Consider the following 16,246-nt stretch of genomic DNA (forward strand, 5'->3'; position numbering starts at 1 on the left):
CACCCAACTACAACGCGTTAATGATGCTGCCCCGCCAGAGGAAGGGACATGGCACACTTTACGCAATCGGCTGCCTCATGGCATAGCGAATATTTAACGTAGCGCCTCGCTTAATGACGTTCGCTTTAACATGCCAGGCATTCTCGATCAGATCCGGAGTCAACACGGCATCAGGCGGCCCGCTGGCCATCACTGTACCTGATTTCAGCAGGACCAGCCGCTGGCAGTAGTTGGCGGCGAGATTAAGATCGTGCAGCGCCACCACCACCGTGACGGGCAGCTGCGTTATCAACGTCATCAGCTCCAGCTGATACTCAATATCCAGGTGGTTAGTGGGCTCGTCGAGGATCAGTAGCCCCGGCTGCTGGGCCAGGGCGCGGGCGATTTGCGCCCGCTGCCGCTCCCCGCCGGACAGTTGCCGCCACAGCCGGTGACGCAGGCCGGACAGTTTCATCAGCCGGATCGCGTTCTCAACCGCGATGTCGTCGGTTTCGTTCCAGCCAAAAAGTCCCCTGCGGTGCGGGGTGCGTCCCAGACGAACAATCTGCTCAACGCAAAGATCGCCATCGACCTCAGCGTGCTGGGGCACAAACGCCAGCTGTTTGGCCCGCTCCCGCAGGGGGATCTCGTTGAGCGGGGTACCGTCGAGCCGGATGTGGTGCGCATGACGCGGCAATAACCCGGCCAGACAGCGCAGCAGCGTGGATTTACCCGAGCCATTCGGCCCCAGCAGGCCAACGACTTCACCCGTCGCCAGATCCAGGTCGATACCGTGCAGGATTTTTCGCGACTGCAGGGTCACCTGTAGTCCGCGTAATGAAATAGTCATACTCTTTTCTCCCGGCTGCGATACAGCAGAACCACAAAAGCGGGCGCGCCCACCAGCGCGGTCACCACGCCAATGGGGAGCACCTGATGAGTAATAAGCGTCCGGGAAACCACATCGGCGAGGATCATAAAATGACTCCCGATCAGGAAGGTCAGGGGAATGGCGCGGCGATGCCCGGGACCGCACAGCATCCGGGTAATATGCGGGATCACCAGCCCGACAAACCCCACCGCGCCAATGATACTGACCATCACCGCGGTCACCAGCGCACAGGTGAGGAGCAGCATCATGCGCACGAGGGCTACCGGCACGCCCAGCGTGGTCGAAACATCGTCCCCGAAGGTAAAGGTATCCAGCGAACGCGAAAAGGTGAATATCACCGTAAATCCGGCCAACACCACCGCCAGAGCCAGCAGGGCATCTGGCCAGCGAACGCCGCTCAGACTCCCCAGCAGCCAGAACATCACGCTGCGCGACTGCTCCGCATTTGCGGAGGTGCTGACAATGTACGCGGTCATGGCGTTGAACAGCTGCGTGCCGGCGATGCCCGCCAGCAAGATGCGTGGTGGGCTGTCGGTCATGCCGTGGGTGATCAGCATGATAAGCCCAAACGCGCAGCAGGCGCCCAGAAAGGCACCCCCGCTGATACCCAGCGTACTGCCACCCAACCCCAGCAACATGACGCAGACCGCGCCCAGCGACGCCCCCGAGGAGATCCCCAGCAGATAGGGCTCGGCCAGCGGGTTACGCAGAATAGCCTGCATCACCAGACCGCACAGTGCCAGCCCCCCTCCGCTGCAGGCCGCCATCAGGGCCCGGCTCATGCGGTACTGCCAGACAATGCCTTCCTCAACCTGCGGCAGAGGCCAGGTGCCCAGCCCCAGACCGTTGAGGATGGCTTTGCCCGCAGTGGTATACGAAACCGGCATATCACCCACGGTCGCGGCGAAAACCAGCATTAACGGCAGCGTCAGTAACCCAACAGCCATCAGGCCAGGCTGTCGCCAGCGCGGCGCGATAAAGGGAACACTGAGAGTCACTATGTTCATCGTTCAGCCTGAAACGCCGCCAGTTTTTCACTCATCGCCTCGACGGCATCGACATTGCGCAATGATGGATTCAGGGACATCGCAGGCACGACAATAATGTGGCCTTTTTTCACGGCGGGTAAGTTTCTGGTTACCGGGTCATCGTACAAAAAGGCTTTTTTAACAGCCACATCATCAGCCGGGTAAAGCCGCCGGGACATCTCTGCAATCACAATCACGTCAGGCTGCGCCTGGACAATGTGTTCCCAGGTTACGGCGGGCCATTCATCCCGGGAATCAATAATGTTCTTGAGTCCCAGGGTGTGGCTGATCCAGCCCGGCGCGCCATAATCGCCCGCCACCCAGGGGTCGCCTTTCAGACGGCTGCTGGAGAACCAGAACACCACTTTCAACGGTTTGACGTGCTGAGAAGCAACGCGCGTCTGTGCCTTCTGAATACGCAGGTTCAGCGCCTCGTTGAGTTTTTTTCCCTGCGGCTGGACATCGAAAAGGGTAGCCAGCTCATCGATTTCACGTTCGATTTCCGCGATGGAGAACGGTGTGCTGCGGGCGCCGTCGGAATTCGAGCTGTCGGTGACGCTTTTGCCGATGCAGTCGGCGGGGGAAATCCATGTCGGAATACCCAGCGTGGCAAACTGCTCGCGGGTGCCTGTTTCCCCCTGCGGCCCGATATGCCAGTGATATTGCGCCAGCACCAGATCGGGATTTTGTGCAGTCACCGCTTCAAAGGATGGGGCGTTATCTGCCAGTTTTTTTATTCCCTTACCGCGCTCCGCCAGCGTATCGGGGAGTGGACCAAACCAGACTGACGTGGCGCTGATCTTCTTTTCAAGCCCCAGCGCCAACAGGAGCTCCGTCTCGTGCTGCCCGACAGTCACCACCCGCTGCGGGGCCTGCGTAAAGGTCTCTTTGATCCCGCAGTTTTCTATCGTCAGCGGATAAACCGGTGCCGCAAAAACCGAATGCGCGAAGGTTGCCAGAACCGACGCCAGCACCATCTTTTTGATTACCACAATCCCATCCTCATAATTGTTATGTTATAACATAATACATATTATGCGGGCGGGCGCAAAAGATTAATCAGCAGGAGAGAGTCAGATATCCCAGGCGTGCGGCGCGAAGAGATAGCCTTTATTGCGCACGGTTTTAATCCGGAAGGGTTCGGTGGCGTTATCCAGCAGTTTTTTGCGCAGGCGGGAGATCGCCACGTCCACGCTGCGGTCCATGCCATCGTAGCTGACACCGCGCAGGTTTTTCAGCAGCGCGTCCCGGTCCATGATCTGTCCGGCATGGGTCGCCAGCTCCCACAGCAGATCGAAATCCGCCGTCGACAGCGCCACCTGCTCACCGGACAGCAGAACCTGACGATTCACCGGATCGATGGACAGCGTGCCAAACCTCAGGGCTTTATGCGGGGTTAACAGCGGGGCGGGGGCATCACTGGAGGCCGCAACGTGCTGGCGCAGATGCAGGCGCAGGCGTGCGAGCAGCACTGCCGGTGGGGTGGTTTTCAGAATATAGTCGTTGGCCCCCATCTCGAGGGACAAAATATGGTTCATGTCGCTGTCGAGGGAGGTCAGCAGCACAATCGGGCCCTGCCAGCGGGCACGCAGATCCCGGCACAGGGTCATACCGTCTTTACCGGGTAACATAATATCCAGCAGCACCAGATCGGGTTTTTCGCTCGCCACTAGCTCTTCGGCACGATCCCCGCGCGGTTCGACGATAACGTCCATATCATGTTTAGCCAGATACGCGGCTATCAACTGGCCGACTTCGGGTTCATCTTCAACGTATACGATCTTGTTCATAGCCAGTCTGCGTCTGCGAAAAAAACCAACATACACCGCATAACCTTAACCTTACATTAATCATTCGCAAATAGTTGCCGTTCCGCTATGCTGCCGGGGATTGTTATTCAGTTGTTAAGGGAAAAGGGATGGGACTGGTGATAAAAGCGGCCATCGGCGCGCTGGTGGTTTTACTGATTGGCATACTGGCAAAAACAAAAAATTATTACATCGCCGGGTTGCTGCCGCTGTTCCCGACTTTTGCCCTGATTGCGCACTATATTGTCGCCTCCGAGCGCGGCATCGAGGCGCTGCGCACCACCATTATCTTTGGCATGTGGGCAATTATTCCGTACTTCCTCTATCTGCTGTCGCTGTGGTACTTCATCGGCGTGATGCGTCTGCCCCTGGCGCTGGGCGGGGCAGTGGTCTGCTGGTGCCTCAGCGCCTGGGTGTTAATCTTCTGCTGGAGCCGTTTTCACTAGCGTAACGGCCGCCCGCCATCGACACCGAACGACCGGCCGGTCACATAGCAGCTGGTCAGAATGTAGTCGATTAAGTCGATCACCTCTTTTTCACCGGGGGCGATCTTCATCAGCGATTTATTTAGCGCCTGCTGGCGATAGTCGGCATCGTCGTGCTCGTTAAATAGGATCAGCGACGGGGCGATGGCGTTGACCTTCACCTCCGGGGCCAGCTTGCGGGCAAACGAGCGGGTCATGTTATCCAGCGCGGCTTTGCTGGCGGCATAGGCAATATGCTTATCGCTGCCCCGTTCTACCACGTAGTCGGTGAAGTGGATGATGTCGCTGGCAGCATGGCCATGACCGCGAAGCAGATCCTGCAGGGCATGGTTCAGCAGGTAGGGGGCGTGAACGTGGATCTGCAGCATGCAGGAGAGGGTTTCGCTTAGCGAGGTCCCCGGAGTTTCCGACATCCATGCGCTGGCGTTATGAATGATACCGCGTAACGCCGGGGTTTCGGCTTTCACGCGCTCGGCAAAGGCCAGAATTCCCTCGTCAGTGGAAAAATCGGCCTGAATGCAGGTCGCGCCCGCCTCGCACAGGGTGGCAATCGCGGGATATTTCGTCCGATAGCTGACGATCACCGGCTGATGAAGATTCAGAAAGTGGTGGGCAAGCGCGAGGCCGATGCGACGGCCTCCGCCAGTAATCAGGATCGGGAGCGGCTTTGCGTGTCCCATCGTATTCTCCTTATCCGTTCGACGATGGGAAAAGTCGCTTATCCCATCAGCATCCACGTTGCCGGTAATGCGGCAACCAGTAACATTCCAATCAACACCATTTCACGGCGTTTAAGCGCGTGTTGCAGCTGATGCGTACGTCGGGCGTAAATAAACACCAGCAGCCCAGGCGCATAAAGTACCACGGAGAGCAGCAGATGCATCGGACCAGAGGCATACAGCAGCCATAAGCCATAAATACAGGCTCCCATTCCCACGACGGTGTGCATTGGGCGGGTCGCTATTTTTAACAAATATGCGCCCACCAGGAAATAGGGTACCAGAATCATTTCCGAGGCGATGGTTAACAGCGTGTTATAGTCCGAACCTGTGAGCCAGATCAGCACCAGACAAACCTGCACGCTGATGTTGGTCAGCCACAGCGAGGCGGAAGGGGCACTGTTTTTGTTCTGACGGGCAAATAGACGGGGAAACGCTTTATGCGTCGCGGCCAGGAACGGCACTTCGGCCGCCATAATAGTCCAGCTCAGATAGGCCCCGCAGACCGACACGATCAGCCCGGCGGCAATCACCACCTCGCCCCAGGACCCCATCATTTTGACCATCAGGCCCGCCATCGACGGGTTACGCATCTCCGCCAGCTCAGGGCGGGCGACCACGCCCAGGGAGAGCAGGGTAACCAGCAGATAAACGGTCAGCGCAGCCAGCACCGCCAGCAGCGTGGCGCGGCCAACATCCTGCTTATTGCGCGCCCGGGCCGATACCACCACCGCGCCTTCCACCCCGATAAACACCCACAGGGTGATGAGCATGGTGTTTTTCACCTGCTCCCAGACCGGGACGCCCAGCGCCACGCCGGAAAAGTCCATGCTGAACACATCGAGACGAAACGCGATAAACGCCAGCACCACAAACAGCCCCAGCGGCACCAGCTTCGCCAGGGTCGCGACCAGGTTGATGCTCGCAGCGGTCTGCACGCCGCGCAGCACCAGGAAATGGACGAACCACAGTAGTACCGAGGAGCCGACGATGGACTGCCAGGTATTGCCATCGCCAAACAGGCGCAGTTCAGGCGTATCGGTAAAGAAACTCAGCGCAGAGAAGACGATCACCAGATAAGAGACGTTGGCGATCACCGCGCACAGCCAGTAGCCCCATGCGGAACAGAAGCCCACCAGCTCACCAAAGCCTTCACGGGCGTAGGTGAAAATGCCGCCGTCGAGATCGGGACGGATGCGCGTAAGCAGCAGCATGGCGAAGGCCAGCAGCAGGATCCCGACACCGGTGATCCCCCAGCCGATAAGCAGCGCGGACGGGCTGGCAACGGCTGCCATATTCTGCGGCAGACTGAATACACCTGCACCGAGCATGGAGCTTAAAACAAGCGCAGTTAAAGCGCTCAGGCCAAGTTTCTTTTCCATTGGCTTCCTTTTTAAAAAGGGTCAGATCCAGAATAATTATTTCGTCGAAGCGCATAAAAATGGTGGATCACACTAAGGCGCGGGATTTTACGGAGTGTCACGAAGGCATGCAATGAGGAAGGGCTGAATTGTGCTTAGAAAGCCAAAAAAAAGGCGGCATTACGCCGCCTTCGGGTATCTGATGACTTATTTGTACAGATCGGCGCTGATGGTGATGTTATTACCGCGTTCCTGCCACTGGCGGGTGATGTGGTAATACTTGGCCCCTTTCTTCGCCGCACGCTTCGCCACCTGGTAGGAGATCTCGGTCATGTTGCCGTAGTTACCGGTGAACTTGATGCTGTCGAACGGCACCATCTGCGCAGCAGTGGCGTTGTTCAGCTCTTCAATTTTGGTGCCGTCGTTGAGGGTAACGCTGTAACGGCCGCCTTTGGTGGTCTGGGTTTCAAAGAAACGGCCCACACCGGCAACGGAGGCACCAGGCGCTGCGCTGGTTGCCACGCCAGGGATTTCCACTTTCTTCGCTTCTTCGCCGCCTTTAGCGATCGCTGCGCGACCTGCCTCAGAGTTGGCCGGGATCGCATCCGGGCTCTGCAGGATGCGTTTTTTGGCGTCTTTTTTGTAGACGTAGGCGGTGATGCGCTGGTTGCCGCCATCGTTGGCATCGATCTGGCGAACGATGTAGTAAGAGTCAGCCCCTTTCGCCTTCGCGGCTTTGGTGATGGCGTCGTTCACATCCGGCTGGCTGCGGTAGAAGCCCTGAACGGTGACGGTATCAAACGGTTCAAGCATCACGGCCTGTTCTTTAGGCAGCTCCATCACATTGTTGATAACGCGATTTTTCTGCACTTCCGCTTTTGGGGCATTCTCTTTATACAGTGCAACGGTTACGCGCTGGTTGCCGCTGCTGCCGTATTCCGAGTTATCCACGACGTAAAATGCGGCGGCGCCCTCTTTATCGGCGCGTTTGGAGGCGGCATTGACCGCATCGCCAATGGAGTTAAAACGACCTACGATCGTAACGCTATCGTAAGGTTTCGTAGCAGCCGCTTGCTCCGGCGTTAACTCTGTTGCGGCATTGGCAGACAGGGCGGTCGCAGCAAGGAGTGCGGACGCCAGGAGAGTGTTCTTAAGCTTCATAAAAATAATCCTTCGCCTTACGCAAACCAGGTACTGGTCTAATTGTTAATTTGAAAACGTTGACGATTATGGCATTTAACACCCGTCGCTGTCTGCGCGATTTTTCACGACCGGTGCGGAGTAAATTGCCAAAATATATAACCTTTACTGATATGTTGAAAAAACACGCGTTTGACCAGTAAAACTCATAAAGCATATAACTTCCACTGGTTGATTTAATGTTAATAAGTTGTTTCTGGCTGGGGCTATATCGTGTTTTTGCCGCTTCGCCTGAGCTAAACATCGGCCCTGGCGGTGAAATAAGAGCAGATATGCCTGTCTGAGACCCCGATCGCTTATTTTTGACAGATAAAGTCATAAATAGTGTTTTCTTGCTGTGGATCACAGGCGGTATTTTCAGTAGGTTATAGAAAGTTTGTTACTGTTTTATTTTCTGCGGGTAGAGGTGAGTGGCAGGTTAAGTCCTGTCACTGCTGTTGTATACCCGTGATGAATGTTCGACAAACCATCATCAAAAACCGATGGAAGGGATTACTATGCGTATTGGGGTACCAAGAGAACGGTTTGCCAATGAAACCCGCGTAGCGGCGACACCAAAAACGGTGGAGCAGCTGCTCAAACTGGGTTTTACCGTCGCGGTTGAAAGCGGCGCGGGCAAGCTGGCAAGTTTCGATGACGAGGCGTTTATTCAGGCTGGCGCAGAGGTTGTCGACGGCGATAACGTCTGGCATTCGGACATTATTCTGAAGGTCAATGCACCGGAAGAGAATGAGATCGCGCTGCTCAATCCGGGCACCACGCTGGTGAGCTTTGTCTGGCCGGCGCAAAACCCGGAGCTGATGGAGAAGCTGGCGGCGCGTGGCGTCACCGCGATGGCGATGGACTCTGTGCCGCGCATCTCGCGTGCGCAGTCGCTGGACGCCCTCAGCTCAATGGCGAATATTGCGGGCTACCGCGCCATCGTCGAAGCTGCACACGAATTTGGTCGCTTCTTTACCGGACAGATCACCGCGGCGGGTAAGGTTCCCCCAGCGAAGGTGATGGTTATCGGGGCAGGTGTTGCTGGTCTGGCCGCCATTGGCGCAGCCAACAGCCTGGGCGCGATTGTCCGTGCCTTTGACACCCGTCCGGAAGTGAAGGAGCAGGTGCAGAGTATGGGCGCCGAGTTCCTTCAGCTGGACTTTAAAGAAGAGGCTGGCAGCGGCGACGGTTACGCCAAAGTGATGTCCGAAGCCTTTATCAAAGCCGAGATGGCGCTGTTCGCCGCCCAGGCGAAAGAGGTGGACATTATTGTCACCACCGCGCTGATCCCGGGTAAACCGGCGCCGAAGCTGATTACCCGTGAAATGGTCGACTCCATGAAGGCCGGTAGCGTGATCGTCGATCTGGCTTCGCAAAATGGCGGCAACTGCGAATACACCGTTCCGGGCGAGGTTACTACAACCGCTAACGGCGTGAAGGTGATCGGCTATACCGATCTGCCGGGCCGTCTGCCGACCCAGTCCTCTCAGCTGTACGGTACCAACCTGGTCAACCTGCTGAAGCTGCTGTGCAAAGAGAAAGACGGCAATATCACCGTTGATTTTGACGACGTAGTGGTGCGCGGCGTAACCGTGGTTCGCGAGGGTGAAATCACCTGGCCAGCACCGCCGATTCAGGTCTCTGCGCAGCCGCAGGCAGCAGCCAAAGCCGCGCCGGCACCAAAAGAGCCGGAAAAACCGGCGTCCCCGTGGCGTAAGTTTGCCTTTATGGCGCTGGCTATCGTGCTGTTCGGCTGGCTGGCAGACGTCGCACCGAAAGAGTTCCTCGGACACTTCACCGTCTTTGCGCTCTCCTGCGTAGTGGGTTACTACGTGGTCTGGAACGTCTCCCATGCGCTGCATACGCCGCTGATGTCGGTCACCAACGCCATCTCCGGGATCATCGTGGTCGGGGCGTTACTGCAGATTGGTCACGGCGGCTGGGTCAGTTTCCTCAGCTTTATCGCGGTACTGATCGCCAGTATCAATATTTTCGGTGGTTTCACCGTGACTCAGCGCATGCTGAAAATGTTTCGTAAGGGATAAGGGGTAACCTATGTCTGGAGGATTAGTTACAGCTGCATACATCGTTGCCGCGGTCCTGTTTATTTTCAGCCTCGCGGGGCTTTCAAAACATGAAACGTCGCAGCAGGGTAACAACTTTGGTATCGCCGGGATGGCGATTGCGCTGATTGCCACCATCTTCGGGCCGGACACCGGCAACGTGGCGTGGATCCTGGTGGCGATGATCATCGGCGGTGCGATTGGTATCCGTCTGGCGAAGCGCGTTGAAATGACTGAAATGCCGGAGCTGGTGGCGATCCTGCACAGCTTCGTGGGTCTGGCAGCGGTGCTGGTGGGCTTTAACAGCTACCTGTATCACGAGCCGGGGATGGAGCCGATTCTGGTGAACATCCACCTGACCGAAGTGTTCCTCGGGATCTTCATCGGTGCGGTGACCTTTACCGGTTCTATCGTGGCATTCGGCAAACTGCGCGGCAAGATCTCTTCTAAACCGCTGATGCTGCCAAACCGTCACAAGCTGAACCTGGCGGCGCTGGTCGTCTCCTTCCTGCTGATGGTAGTGTTTGTGCGCACCGACAGCGTGGGCATGCAGGTGCTGGCTCTGCTGGTGATGACCATTATCGCCCTGGCATTCGGCTGGCATCTGGTAGCCTCCATCGGTGGCGCAGATATGCCGGTGGTGGTCTCAATGCTGAACTCCTACTCCGGTTGGGCGGCAGCGGCGGCGGGCTTTATGCTGAGCAACGACCTGCTGATCGTGACCGGTGCGCTGGTCGGTTCGAGCGGGGCAATCCTCTCCTACATCATGTGTAAGGCGATGAACCGCTCGTTCTTCAGCGTGATTGCCGGGGGCTTTGGCACCGACGGACAGACCTCCAGCGGTGATGAAGAGGTGGGTGAGCATCGTGAGATCAACGCCGAAGATACCGCTGACATGCTGAAGAACTCCCACACGGTGATCATCACCCCGGGCTACGGCATGGCGGTAGCGCAGGCTCAGTATCCGGTTGCGGAAATCACCGAGCGTCTGCGTGCCCGCGGCATCAAGGTGCGCTTTGGTATTCACCCGGTTGCCGGGCGTCTGCCGGGCCACATGAACGTGCTGCTGGCGGAAGCGAAAGTGCCGTACGACATCGTGCTGGAGATGGACGAGATCAACGACGACTTCTCCGACACCGATACCGTGCTGGTGATTGGCGCGAACGATACCGTTAACCCGGCCGCGCAGGACGATCCTAACAGTCCTATCGCCGGTATGCCGGTTCTGGAAGTGTGGAAGGCGCAGAACGTTATCGTCTTTAAACGCTCCATGAACACCGGTTACGCTGGGGTACAGAACCCGCTGTTCTTCAAAGAGAACACCCACATGCTGTTTGGCGATGCCAAAGCCAGCGTGGATGCGATCCTGAAAGCGCTGTAACCCATATTTACGGTCGATAGAAAACCGCCCATCTGGGCGGTTTTCTCATTTCTGCAGGCTGTGCACGCTCACTGTCTATACTTTCCTTTTTTGCGTAAAGGGAGGAGGGAGCATGCAGTTCTTGTCACGTTTCGATTTTTTGACGTTAATGATGACCCCCAGATTCTGGATTGGCTTTGCCACGGTGACGGTGGTAACACTGCTGATCTACTGGCTACTGAAACGCCTCATCACCTTTGTCCATAAGGGCATTACCAACTGGGGTGACAAACATCCCGCCACCCACAAAATGCATTTTGTCCTCACGGAAATGCTCAACAGAACCAGCCGGGTGCTGCTGTTTGTGGTCGCCTTTCTGTTTAGCCTACGGTTTGTCGAACTGCCGGATCGCCTCTACGGCGCCCTGAGCCATGCCTGGTTCCTGGTGCTGGCAATTCAGGTGGCGCTGTGGATGGATCAGGGGGTGGTCTCCTGGCTACGGCACGTGATGCTGGCCCCGGGCAGCCACAAAAACCCGGTTACCCTGGTGATCACCGGGCTGATCCTGCGGGCGATTGTCTGGTCAGTGATGCTGCTGTCTATTCTGGCCAACGCAGGCGTTAACATCACCGCGCTGGTGGCCAGCCTGGGGGTAGGGGGTATTGCCATTGCGCTGGCGGTACAGACCATTCTCAGCGACGTCTTTGCCTCGCTCTCCATTGGTTTCGACAAGCCCTTTGAGATCGGGGATTTTGTGGTGTTCAACGACGTGGCCGGGACGGTGGAGCATATTGGCCTTAAGACGACGCGTATTCGCAGCCTGAGCGGGGAACAGATTGTCTGCGGTAATGCGATCCTGCTTCAGCAAACCCTGCATAACTACAAGCGGATGCAGACCCGTCGTATCGTCTTTACCTTCGGCGTGGCCAGCGATACGCCGCCGGAAAAGCTGCGGGTTATTGGCGATAACGTGAAGAAGATCATCACTGACATCGGCGAAACGCGTTTTGACCGCGCCCACCTGCTCGGTTTTGATAAGGACAGGCTCACCTTTGAAGTGGTGCATATCGTCAACACGGCGGATTACAACAAGTACATGGATATCCAGCAGGAGATCAATATCCGTATTCTTGAGAGCCTGAATGATGAAGGAGTAAAACTGGCCTTGCCAAGCATGGTGCTGCATGCGCCTTGGATGAAAGAGGGCGAGGGCTCGCAACAGCCGCCGCAGCCCGTCACTCAGAGCTAAAAAAAAGCCCGCCGTTATGGCGGGCTTTTCACTGTGAGTTAATCGTCTTCGTCGTCGTCCAGTTCAACCGGGGTTTGATACTGGTCCGGCTTAATGACCAGCAGGTCACAGCGCAGATGATCGATCACCTGTTCCGCCGTATTACCCAAGAAGGCGGCAGAGATACCGGTGCGACCGATGGTGCCCAGCACCACGATCCCCGCCTGCAGATGCTCTGACAGATCCGGGATCACCTCTTCAGGCAGACCTTTCTCGACGTGGGTCAACTTCTCATCAATACCGAATTTCTGTCGCAACGCTTTCATCGCCAGCAGGTGCTGACCGCGAATGGCGTCGTTATACACGCTCGGATCAAATTCCGGCAGTTCGATAGCAATGTTGATCGGGGTAATCGGGTAGGCGCCCACCAGGTGGACTTCGGTATGGTTGACCTGCTCGGCGAGCTGGATGGTCTCTTTCACCAGCTTTTCGTTCAGGGCGTTGTGATAGTTCTCTTCGCTGGCGAGATTCACCGCCACCACCGCTTTACCGCCTTCCGGCCACGGCTGGTCTTTCACCATCCACACCGGGCACGGGCATTTACGCAGCAGGTGCCAGTCGGTCGGGGTGAAGATCACCGCTTCCAGCTTGTCGTGCTGGTGGGCCATCTTCAGCAACAGGTCATGTTGGCCGCTGACCACTTCCTGGATGATGGCTTCGAACGGACGGTTGTGCCACACCACTTTGATCTCAATGGGGACACCGGCTTCAAGATAGAATTTTGCCTGCTCGCGGATCCAGGCGGTACGCTGGCTGATCACTCCCTGACGCATAGCGGTGCGTTCGTCAGGCGACAGAAGGGTGGTCATTTCGTAAGAAAAGTCATATATCGGCAGAAACGCTTTAATTCTGCCACCAATCCGTTGATGTAAATAGACAGCTCGTCGTAACGCCGGTTGATCGTCCTGATTAGGATCGATGGCCACCAGCATGTTTTGATACTTTGCCATACAGGTCTCCTTACTACTGTCACCACAGTCTGTAATTAAAAGAGTAACCTATATATCTGAAATGAAACAGAGGGGAAGATTTGCCAGATCAATAAATCAGTAAAATTATCGATCTGGCAGGGAATCAGAGGACGTTATGCCACGTTACGCGAGTGGCCCGCCAGCACTGCCAGCGCTTCACCGTTTTCAATGGTGATATATTTGCCTTTCACCGCCAGCATCCCACTTTTCTGGAAACGACCCAGCAGACGGCTGATGGTTTCCACGGTCAGGCCCAGATAGTTACCGATATCGCCACGGGTCATGGTCAGACGGAACTCACGCGGAGAAAAACCGCGCTCGGCGAAACGACGGGAGAGGTTGTAGATAAACGCCGCCAGACGCTCTTCAGCGTTCTTCTTGGACAGCAGCAGGATCATGTCCTGATCGCCTTTGATCTCACCGCTCATCAGACGCATCATCTGCTGGCGCAGGTTCGGCATTTTGCCTGACAGGTCGTCGAGGGTTTCAAACGGGATTTCGCAAACCATTGAGGTTTCCAGCGCCTGCGCAAAGCTCGGGTGGTTACCGGTGCCAATGGCATCAAAGCCCACCAGATCGCCCGCCAGGTGGAAGCCGGTGATCTGCTCGTCGCCCTGCTCGGTGATGGTATAGCTCTTGATGGTGCCAGAACGGATAGCGTACAGCGATTTCAGTTCGTCTCCCGCTTTAAACAGCGTCTGCCCTTTCTGAATCGGCTTTTTACGCTCGATAATATTATCAAGCTGATCAAGCTCGTGCTCATTCAGGGTAAACGGGATACAGAGCTGGCTGATGCTGCAGTCCTGACAATGGATAGCACAACCGCCAGACTGAATGCGTCGAATAATTCGCTTTTCCGGGATCATAGGTTTGCTCAAGCCTTAATTGATATTGGTCAATTTTAACATCTTTTTGGACCCGGCGTAAGCCTGGTAAACCATCAATCAGGACAAGAAGCGTGAATGCGGTAGCATGTTCTTGAAATTCCACAAATTAGCTGCGGACTTTATCGCTAACATAAGGAAAATTAAGCACTAAAAGCCTGGAACTACAGCAATAAATACCCTTCGTGACGCAGCAACCACTCCTTGCGCTGCACCCCGCCGGCATAGCCGGTCAGGGTACCGTTGCGGCCGATCACGCGATGGCAGGGCACTACAATACTGACCGGGTTTGACCCGTTTGCGGCACCCACCGCGCGCGCCGCGCCCGGGCGTCCGAGCTGTTCCGCCAGCTGACCATAATGCATCACCTGACCGCAGGGAATGGATCGCAACGCCTGCCAGACTTCACGCTGAAAAGGGGTGCCGGCCGTGGCGGTCGGCAGAGTGTCAATAATGCTGAGATCGCCCTCGAACCAGGCGGCCAGCTTATCGCTAAGCCCGCCTGGATTGCTGGCGCTGATACGCTCGTAGCCCTGCGCCCGGTAGTGGATATTGAGCAGCTCCACCATCCGGTTGCTGTGCTCCTCCCACTCGACGGCGCGCAGGTTGAACTGCTCATCCGCAATCACCCACAGCGGACCCAGCGGGGTGGCAATTTTATCTTCGAGTAATCTCAGCATATGCTCTTCCTTAATTCAGTCGCGGGTAGACCCCCGGCCCGATGGGCAGGCCGACAAGATACCATGCCACCAGCATGAGCAACCATACTCCTAAAAAGATAAGCGGATAGGGCAGCACCAGCGAATAGTAGGTACCCAGTTTGGCCTCGGGCTTGTAGCGCTGCAGAAAGCCTAAAAACAGCGGCACGAACGGCGACACCGGGGCCAGCGGGATCACCGAGGAATCCGCCACGCGGAACAGGATCTGCGCGAAGGCCGGGTGGAAGCCCAGCAGCATAAACATCGGCACGAAGATCGGGGCCAGAATCGACCAGATGGCCGAGCCGCTGGCGATAAACATGCACAGCAGGGAGGAGAGTAGCGCCAGGCCGACAAACGCGGGCACGCCGCTCAGGCCGGCAGTTTCCAGCAGGTCGGTCAGGCCCACCGCCATAAACTTGCCCATGTTGCTCCAGTTAAACATGGCCACAAACTGCGCCAGCGGGAACACCATTACGATAAACCCGGCCATCTCCTTCATCGGCTCGATCATCAGCTGAGGCAGATCGCCCTGACGACGCACTTTCCCGGTGGCGATGCCGTACGCCAGCGACACCACAAAGAAGAAGAGGATGATCAGCGGCACGATGCCTTTGATAAACGGCGAGGGCAGCACGGTGTGCTGGACCGGATCGCGCAGGATGCCGTTCTCCGGCACCACCATCAGGGCGATGGCGGCGATAAACAGTAGGGACACTACTCCGGCAACCCGCAGCCCGCGACGCTGCTCCGGCGACAGCGCATCCAGCTTCTCGTCGCTGCTACCCTGCCACTTGCCCAGACGTGGCTCCACGATCTTATCGGTGATCAACCCCCCGACAATCGTCAGCACAATCACCGAGCTGGCCATAAAGTACCAGTTGTCGATCACGCTGACGTGCATCGCAGCATCGATGGTTTTGGCCGCTTCGGTGCTGATACCGGAGAGCAGCACGTCGGTGGTGACGATCAGCAGATTAGCGGTAAAACCACACCCGACCCCGGCAATCGCCGCCAGCAGGCCTGCCACCGGATGACGCCCGACGGCGAGGAAGATCAGCGCGCCCATCGGGGGCATAATCACCAGTGCCGCATCCGAGGAGATATGGCTGAAGAAGGCGATAAACAGCACCATATAGCTGGCGTAACGCGCGTTGACCTGAGAGGCCATTTTCACCATCAGGGCCGGCAGCAGGCCGGAACGTTCGGCCAGTCCGGCACCCAGCACCAGGGCGAGGATCGCCCCCAGCGGGGCAAAGCCGCTAAAGTTTTTGATCACATTCGGTAAAAACCAGTGCAGCCCTTCGACGCTCAGCAGGTTTTTAACTGCCACCATGCTGCCATCGGCCGGGTTGCGGGCGCTGACGTTAAAGGCCGACAGCACGGCGGTGGCCACGGCCAGGATCACAATCAAATAAACGAACAGCAGGAAAGGGTGCGGCACTTTGTTGCCGACTCTTTCAACCCAACCATAGAGCTTACCGGTAGGGGAATGCGAAGGTATGGAAGACATACTCATGGGCGTTCC

Annotated in this window: 15 protein-coding genes; 4 read left to right on the forward strand and 11 right to left on the reverse strand. The window is 56.8% G+C overall.

All coding sequences use genetic code 11. The annotated features are described in order from the left end of the window. Positions 1–58 precede the first annotated feature (58 nt). From G7090_RS10225 to rstA, 4 genes are all read right to left on the reverse strand, one after another. Positions 59–829, reverse strand: a complete 771-nt coding sequence (locus tag G7090_RS10225; RefSeq protein ID WP_166182310.1) for an ABC transporter ATP-binding protein — start codon at positions 827–829, stop codon at positions 59–61. Next, positions 826–1,878: an iron ABC transporter permease gene (locus G7090_RS10230; RefSeq protein ID WP_242685367.1), complete on the reverse strand. Its 1,053-nt coding sequence runs from the start codon at positions 1,876–1,878 to the stop codon at positions 826–828. Before G7090_RS10230 ends, G7090_RS10225 begins: the two co-directional genes overlap by 4 nt. Next, positions 1,875–2,876: an ABC transporter substrate-binding protein gene (locus G7090_RS10235; RefSeq protein ID WP_166185199.1), complete on the reverse strand. Its 1,002-nt coding sequence runs from the start codon at positions 2,874–2,876 to the stop codon at positions 1,875–1,877. Before G7090_RS10235 ends, G7090_RS10230 begins: the two co-directional genes overlap by 4 nt. 96 nt (positions 2,877–2,972) lie before the next feature. Next, positions 2,973–3,689 carry a two-component system response regulator RstA gene (rstA, locus tag G7090_RS10240; RefSeq protein ID WP_166182311.1) on the reverse strand — a complete coding sequence of 239 codons (717 nt, stop codon included), beginning with the start codon at positions 3,687–3,689 and terminating at the stop codon, positions 2,973–2,975. Between the two features lie 128 nt (positions 3,690–3,817). Here rstA and G7090_RS10245 point away from each other — a divergent pair, with 128 nt between their 5' ends. Further along, positions 3,818–4,153: a GlpM family protein gene (locus tag G7090_RS10245; protein WP_106993753.1), complete on the forward strand. Its 336-nt coding sequence runs from the start codon at positions 3,818–3,820 to the stop codon at positions 4,151–4,153. On the opposite strand, the gene folM is transcribed toward G7090_RS10245, so the two are convergent. The 3 genes from folM to ydgH form a co-directional block, all read right to left on the reverse strand. After that, on the reverse strand, positions 4,150–4,872 hold the full coding sequence (gene folM, locus G7090_RS10250) for a dihydromonapterin reductase (protein ID WP_106993754.1): 723 nt from the start codon (positions 4,870–4,872) through the stop codon (positions 4,150–4,152). The genes G7090_RS10245 and folM overlap by 4 nt on opposite strands. Before the next feature lie 38 nt (positions 4,873–4,910). Continuing rightward, the gene (locus tag G7090_RS10255) at positions 4,911–6,293 is read right to left on the reverse strand and encodes an amino acid permease (RefSeq protein WP_166182312.1); all 1,383 of its coding nucleotides are present in this window, start codon (positions 6,291–6,293) and stop codon (positions 4,911–4,913) included. A 186-nt stretch (positions 6,294–6,479) separates the two neighbouring features. Then, entirely contained in the window at positions 6,480–7,433 is a 954-nt protein-coding gene (gene ydgH / locus G7090_RS10260) for a DUF1471 family protein YdgH (RefSeq protein WP_166182313.1), read from the reverse strand. Between the two features lie 536 nt (positions 7,434–7,969). On the opposite strand from ydgH, the gene pntA reads away from it, so the two are divergent. The 3 genes from pntA (at position 7,970) to G7090_RS10275 (ending at position 12,126) form a co-directional block, all read left to right on the forward strand. Continuing rightward, the gene (pntA, locus tag G7090_RS10265) at positions 7,970–9,499 is read left to right on the forward strand and encodes a Re/Si-specific NAD(P)(+) transhydrogenase subunit alpha (protein WP_166182314.1); all 1,530 of its coding nucleotides are present in this window, start codon (positions 7,970–7,972) and stop codon (positions 9,497–9,499) included. Between the two features lie 10 nt (positions 9,500–9,509). Then, positions 9,510–10,898, forward strand: coding sequence for a Re/Si-specific NAD(P)(+) transhydrogenase subunit beta (gene pntB, locus G7090_RS10270; protein ID WP_166182315.1), 1,389 nt, complete (start codon positions 9,510–9,512; stop codon positions 10,896–10,898). A 112-nt stretch (positions 10,899–11,010) separates the two neighbouring features. After that, positions 11,011–12,126: a mechanosensitive ion channel family protein gene (locus G7090_RS10275; RefSeq protein ID WP_166182316.1), complete on the forward strand. Its 1,116-nt coding sequence runs from the start codon at positions 11,011–11,013 to the stop codon at positions 12,124–12,126. Between the two features lie 38 nt (positions 12,127–12,164). On the opposite strand, the gene uspE is transcribed toward G7090_RS10275, so the two are convergent. From uspE to abgT, 4 genes are all read right to left on the reverse strand, one after another. After that, the gene (gene uspE / locus G7090_RS10280) at positions 12,165–13,115 is read right to left on the reverse strand and encodes a universal stress protein UspE (RefSeq protein ID WP_166182317.1); all 951 of its coding nucleotides are present in this window, start codon (positions 13,113–13,115) and stop codon (positions 12,165–12,167) included. Between the two features lie 134 nt (positions 13,116–13,249). Next, positions 13,250–14,002 (reverse strand): fumarate/nitrate reduction transcriptional regulator Fnr, encoded by a 753-nt coding sequence (gene fnr / locus G7090_RS10285; protein WP_032617879.1) that lies wholly within the window; start codon positions 14,000–14,002, stop codon positions 13,250–13,252. Positions 14,003–14,184: 182 nt separating this feature from the next. After that, on the reverse strand, positions 14,185–14,700 hold the full coding sequence (gene ogt / locus G7090_RS10290) for a methylated-DNA--[protein]-cysteine S-methyltransferase (protein WP_106993761.1): 516 nt from the start codon (positions 14,698–14,700) through the stop codon (positions 14,185–14,187). 10 nt (positions 14,701–14,710) lie between these two features. Then, on the reverse strand, positions 14,711–16,237 hold the full coding sequence (abgT, locus tag G7090_RS10295) for a p-aminobenzoyl-glutamate transporter (RefSeq protein WP_166182318.1): 1,527 nt from the start codon (positions 16,235–16,237) through the stop codon (positions 14,711–14,713). Positions 16,238–16,246 lie beyond the last annotated feature (9 nt).

This window comes from Leclercia sp. 29361 (genome assembly GCF_011290365.1).
Taxonomy (GTDB): Bacteria; Pseudomonadota; Gammaproteobacteria; order Enterobacterales; family Enterobacteriaceae; genus Enterobacter; species Enterobacter tamurae.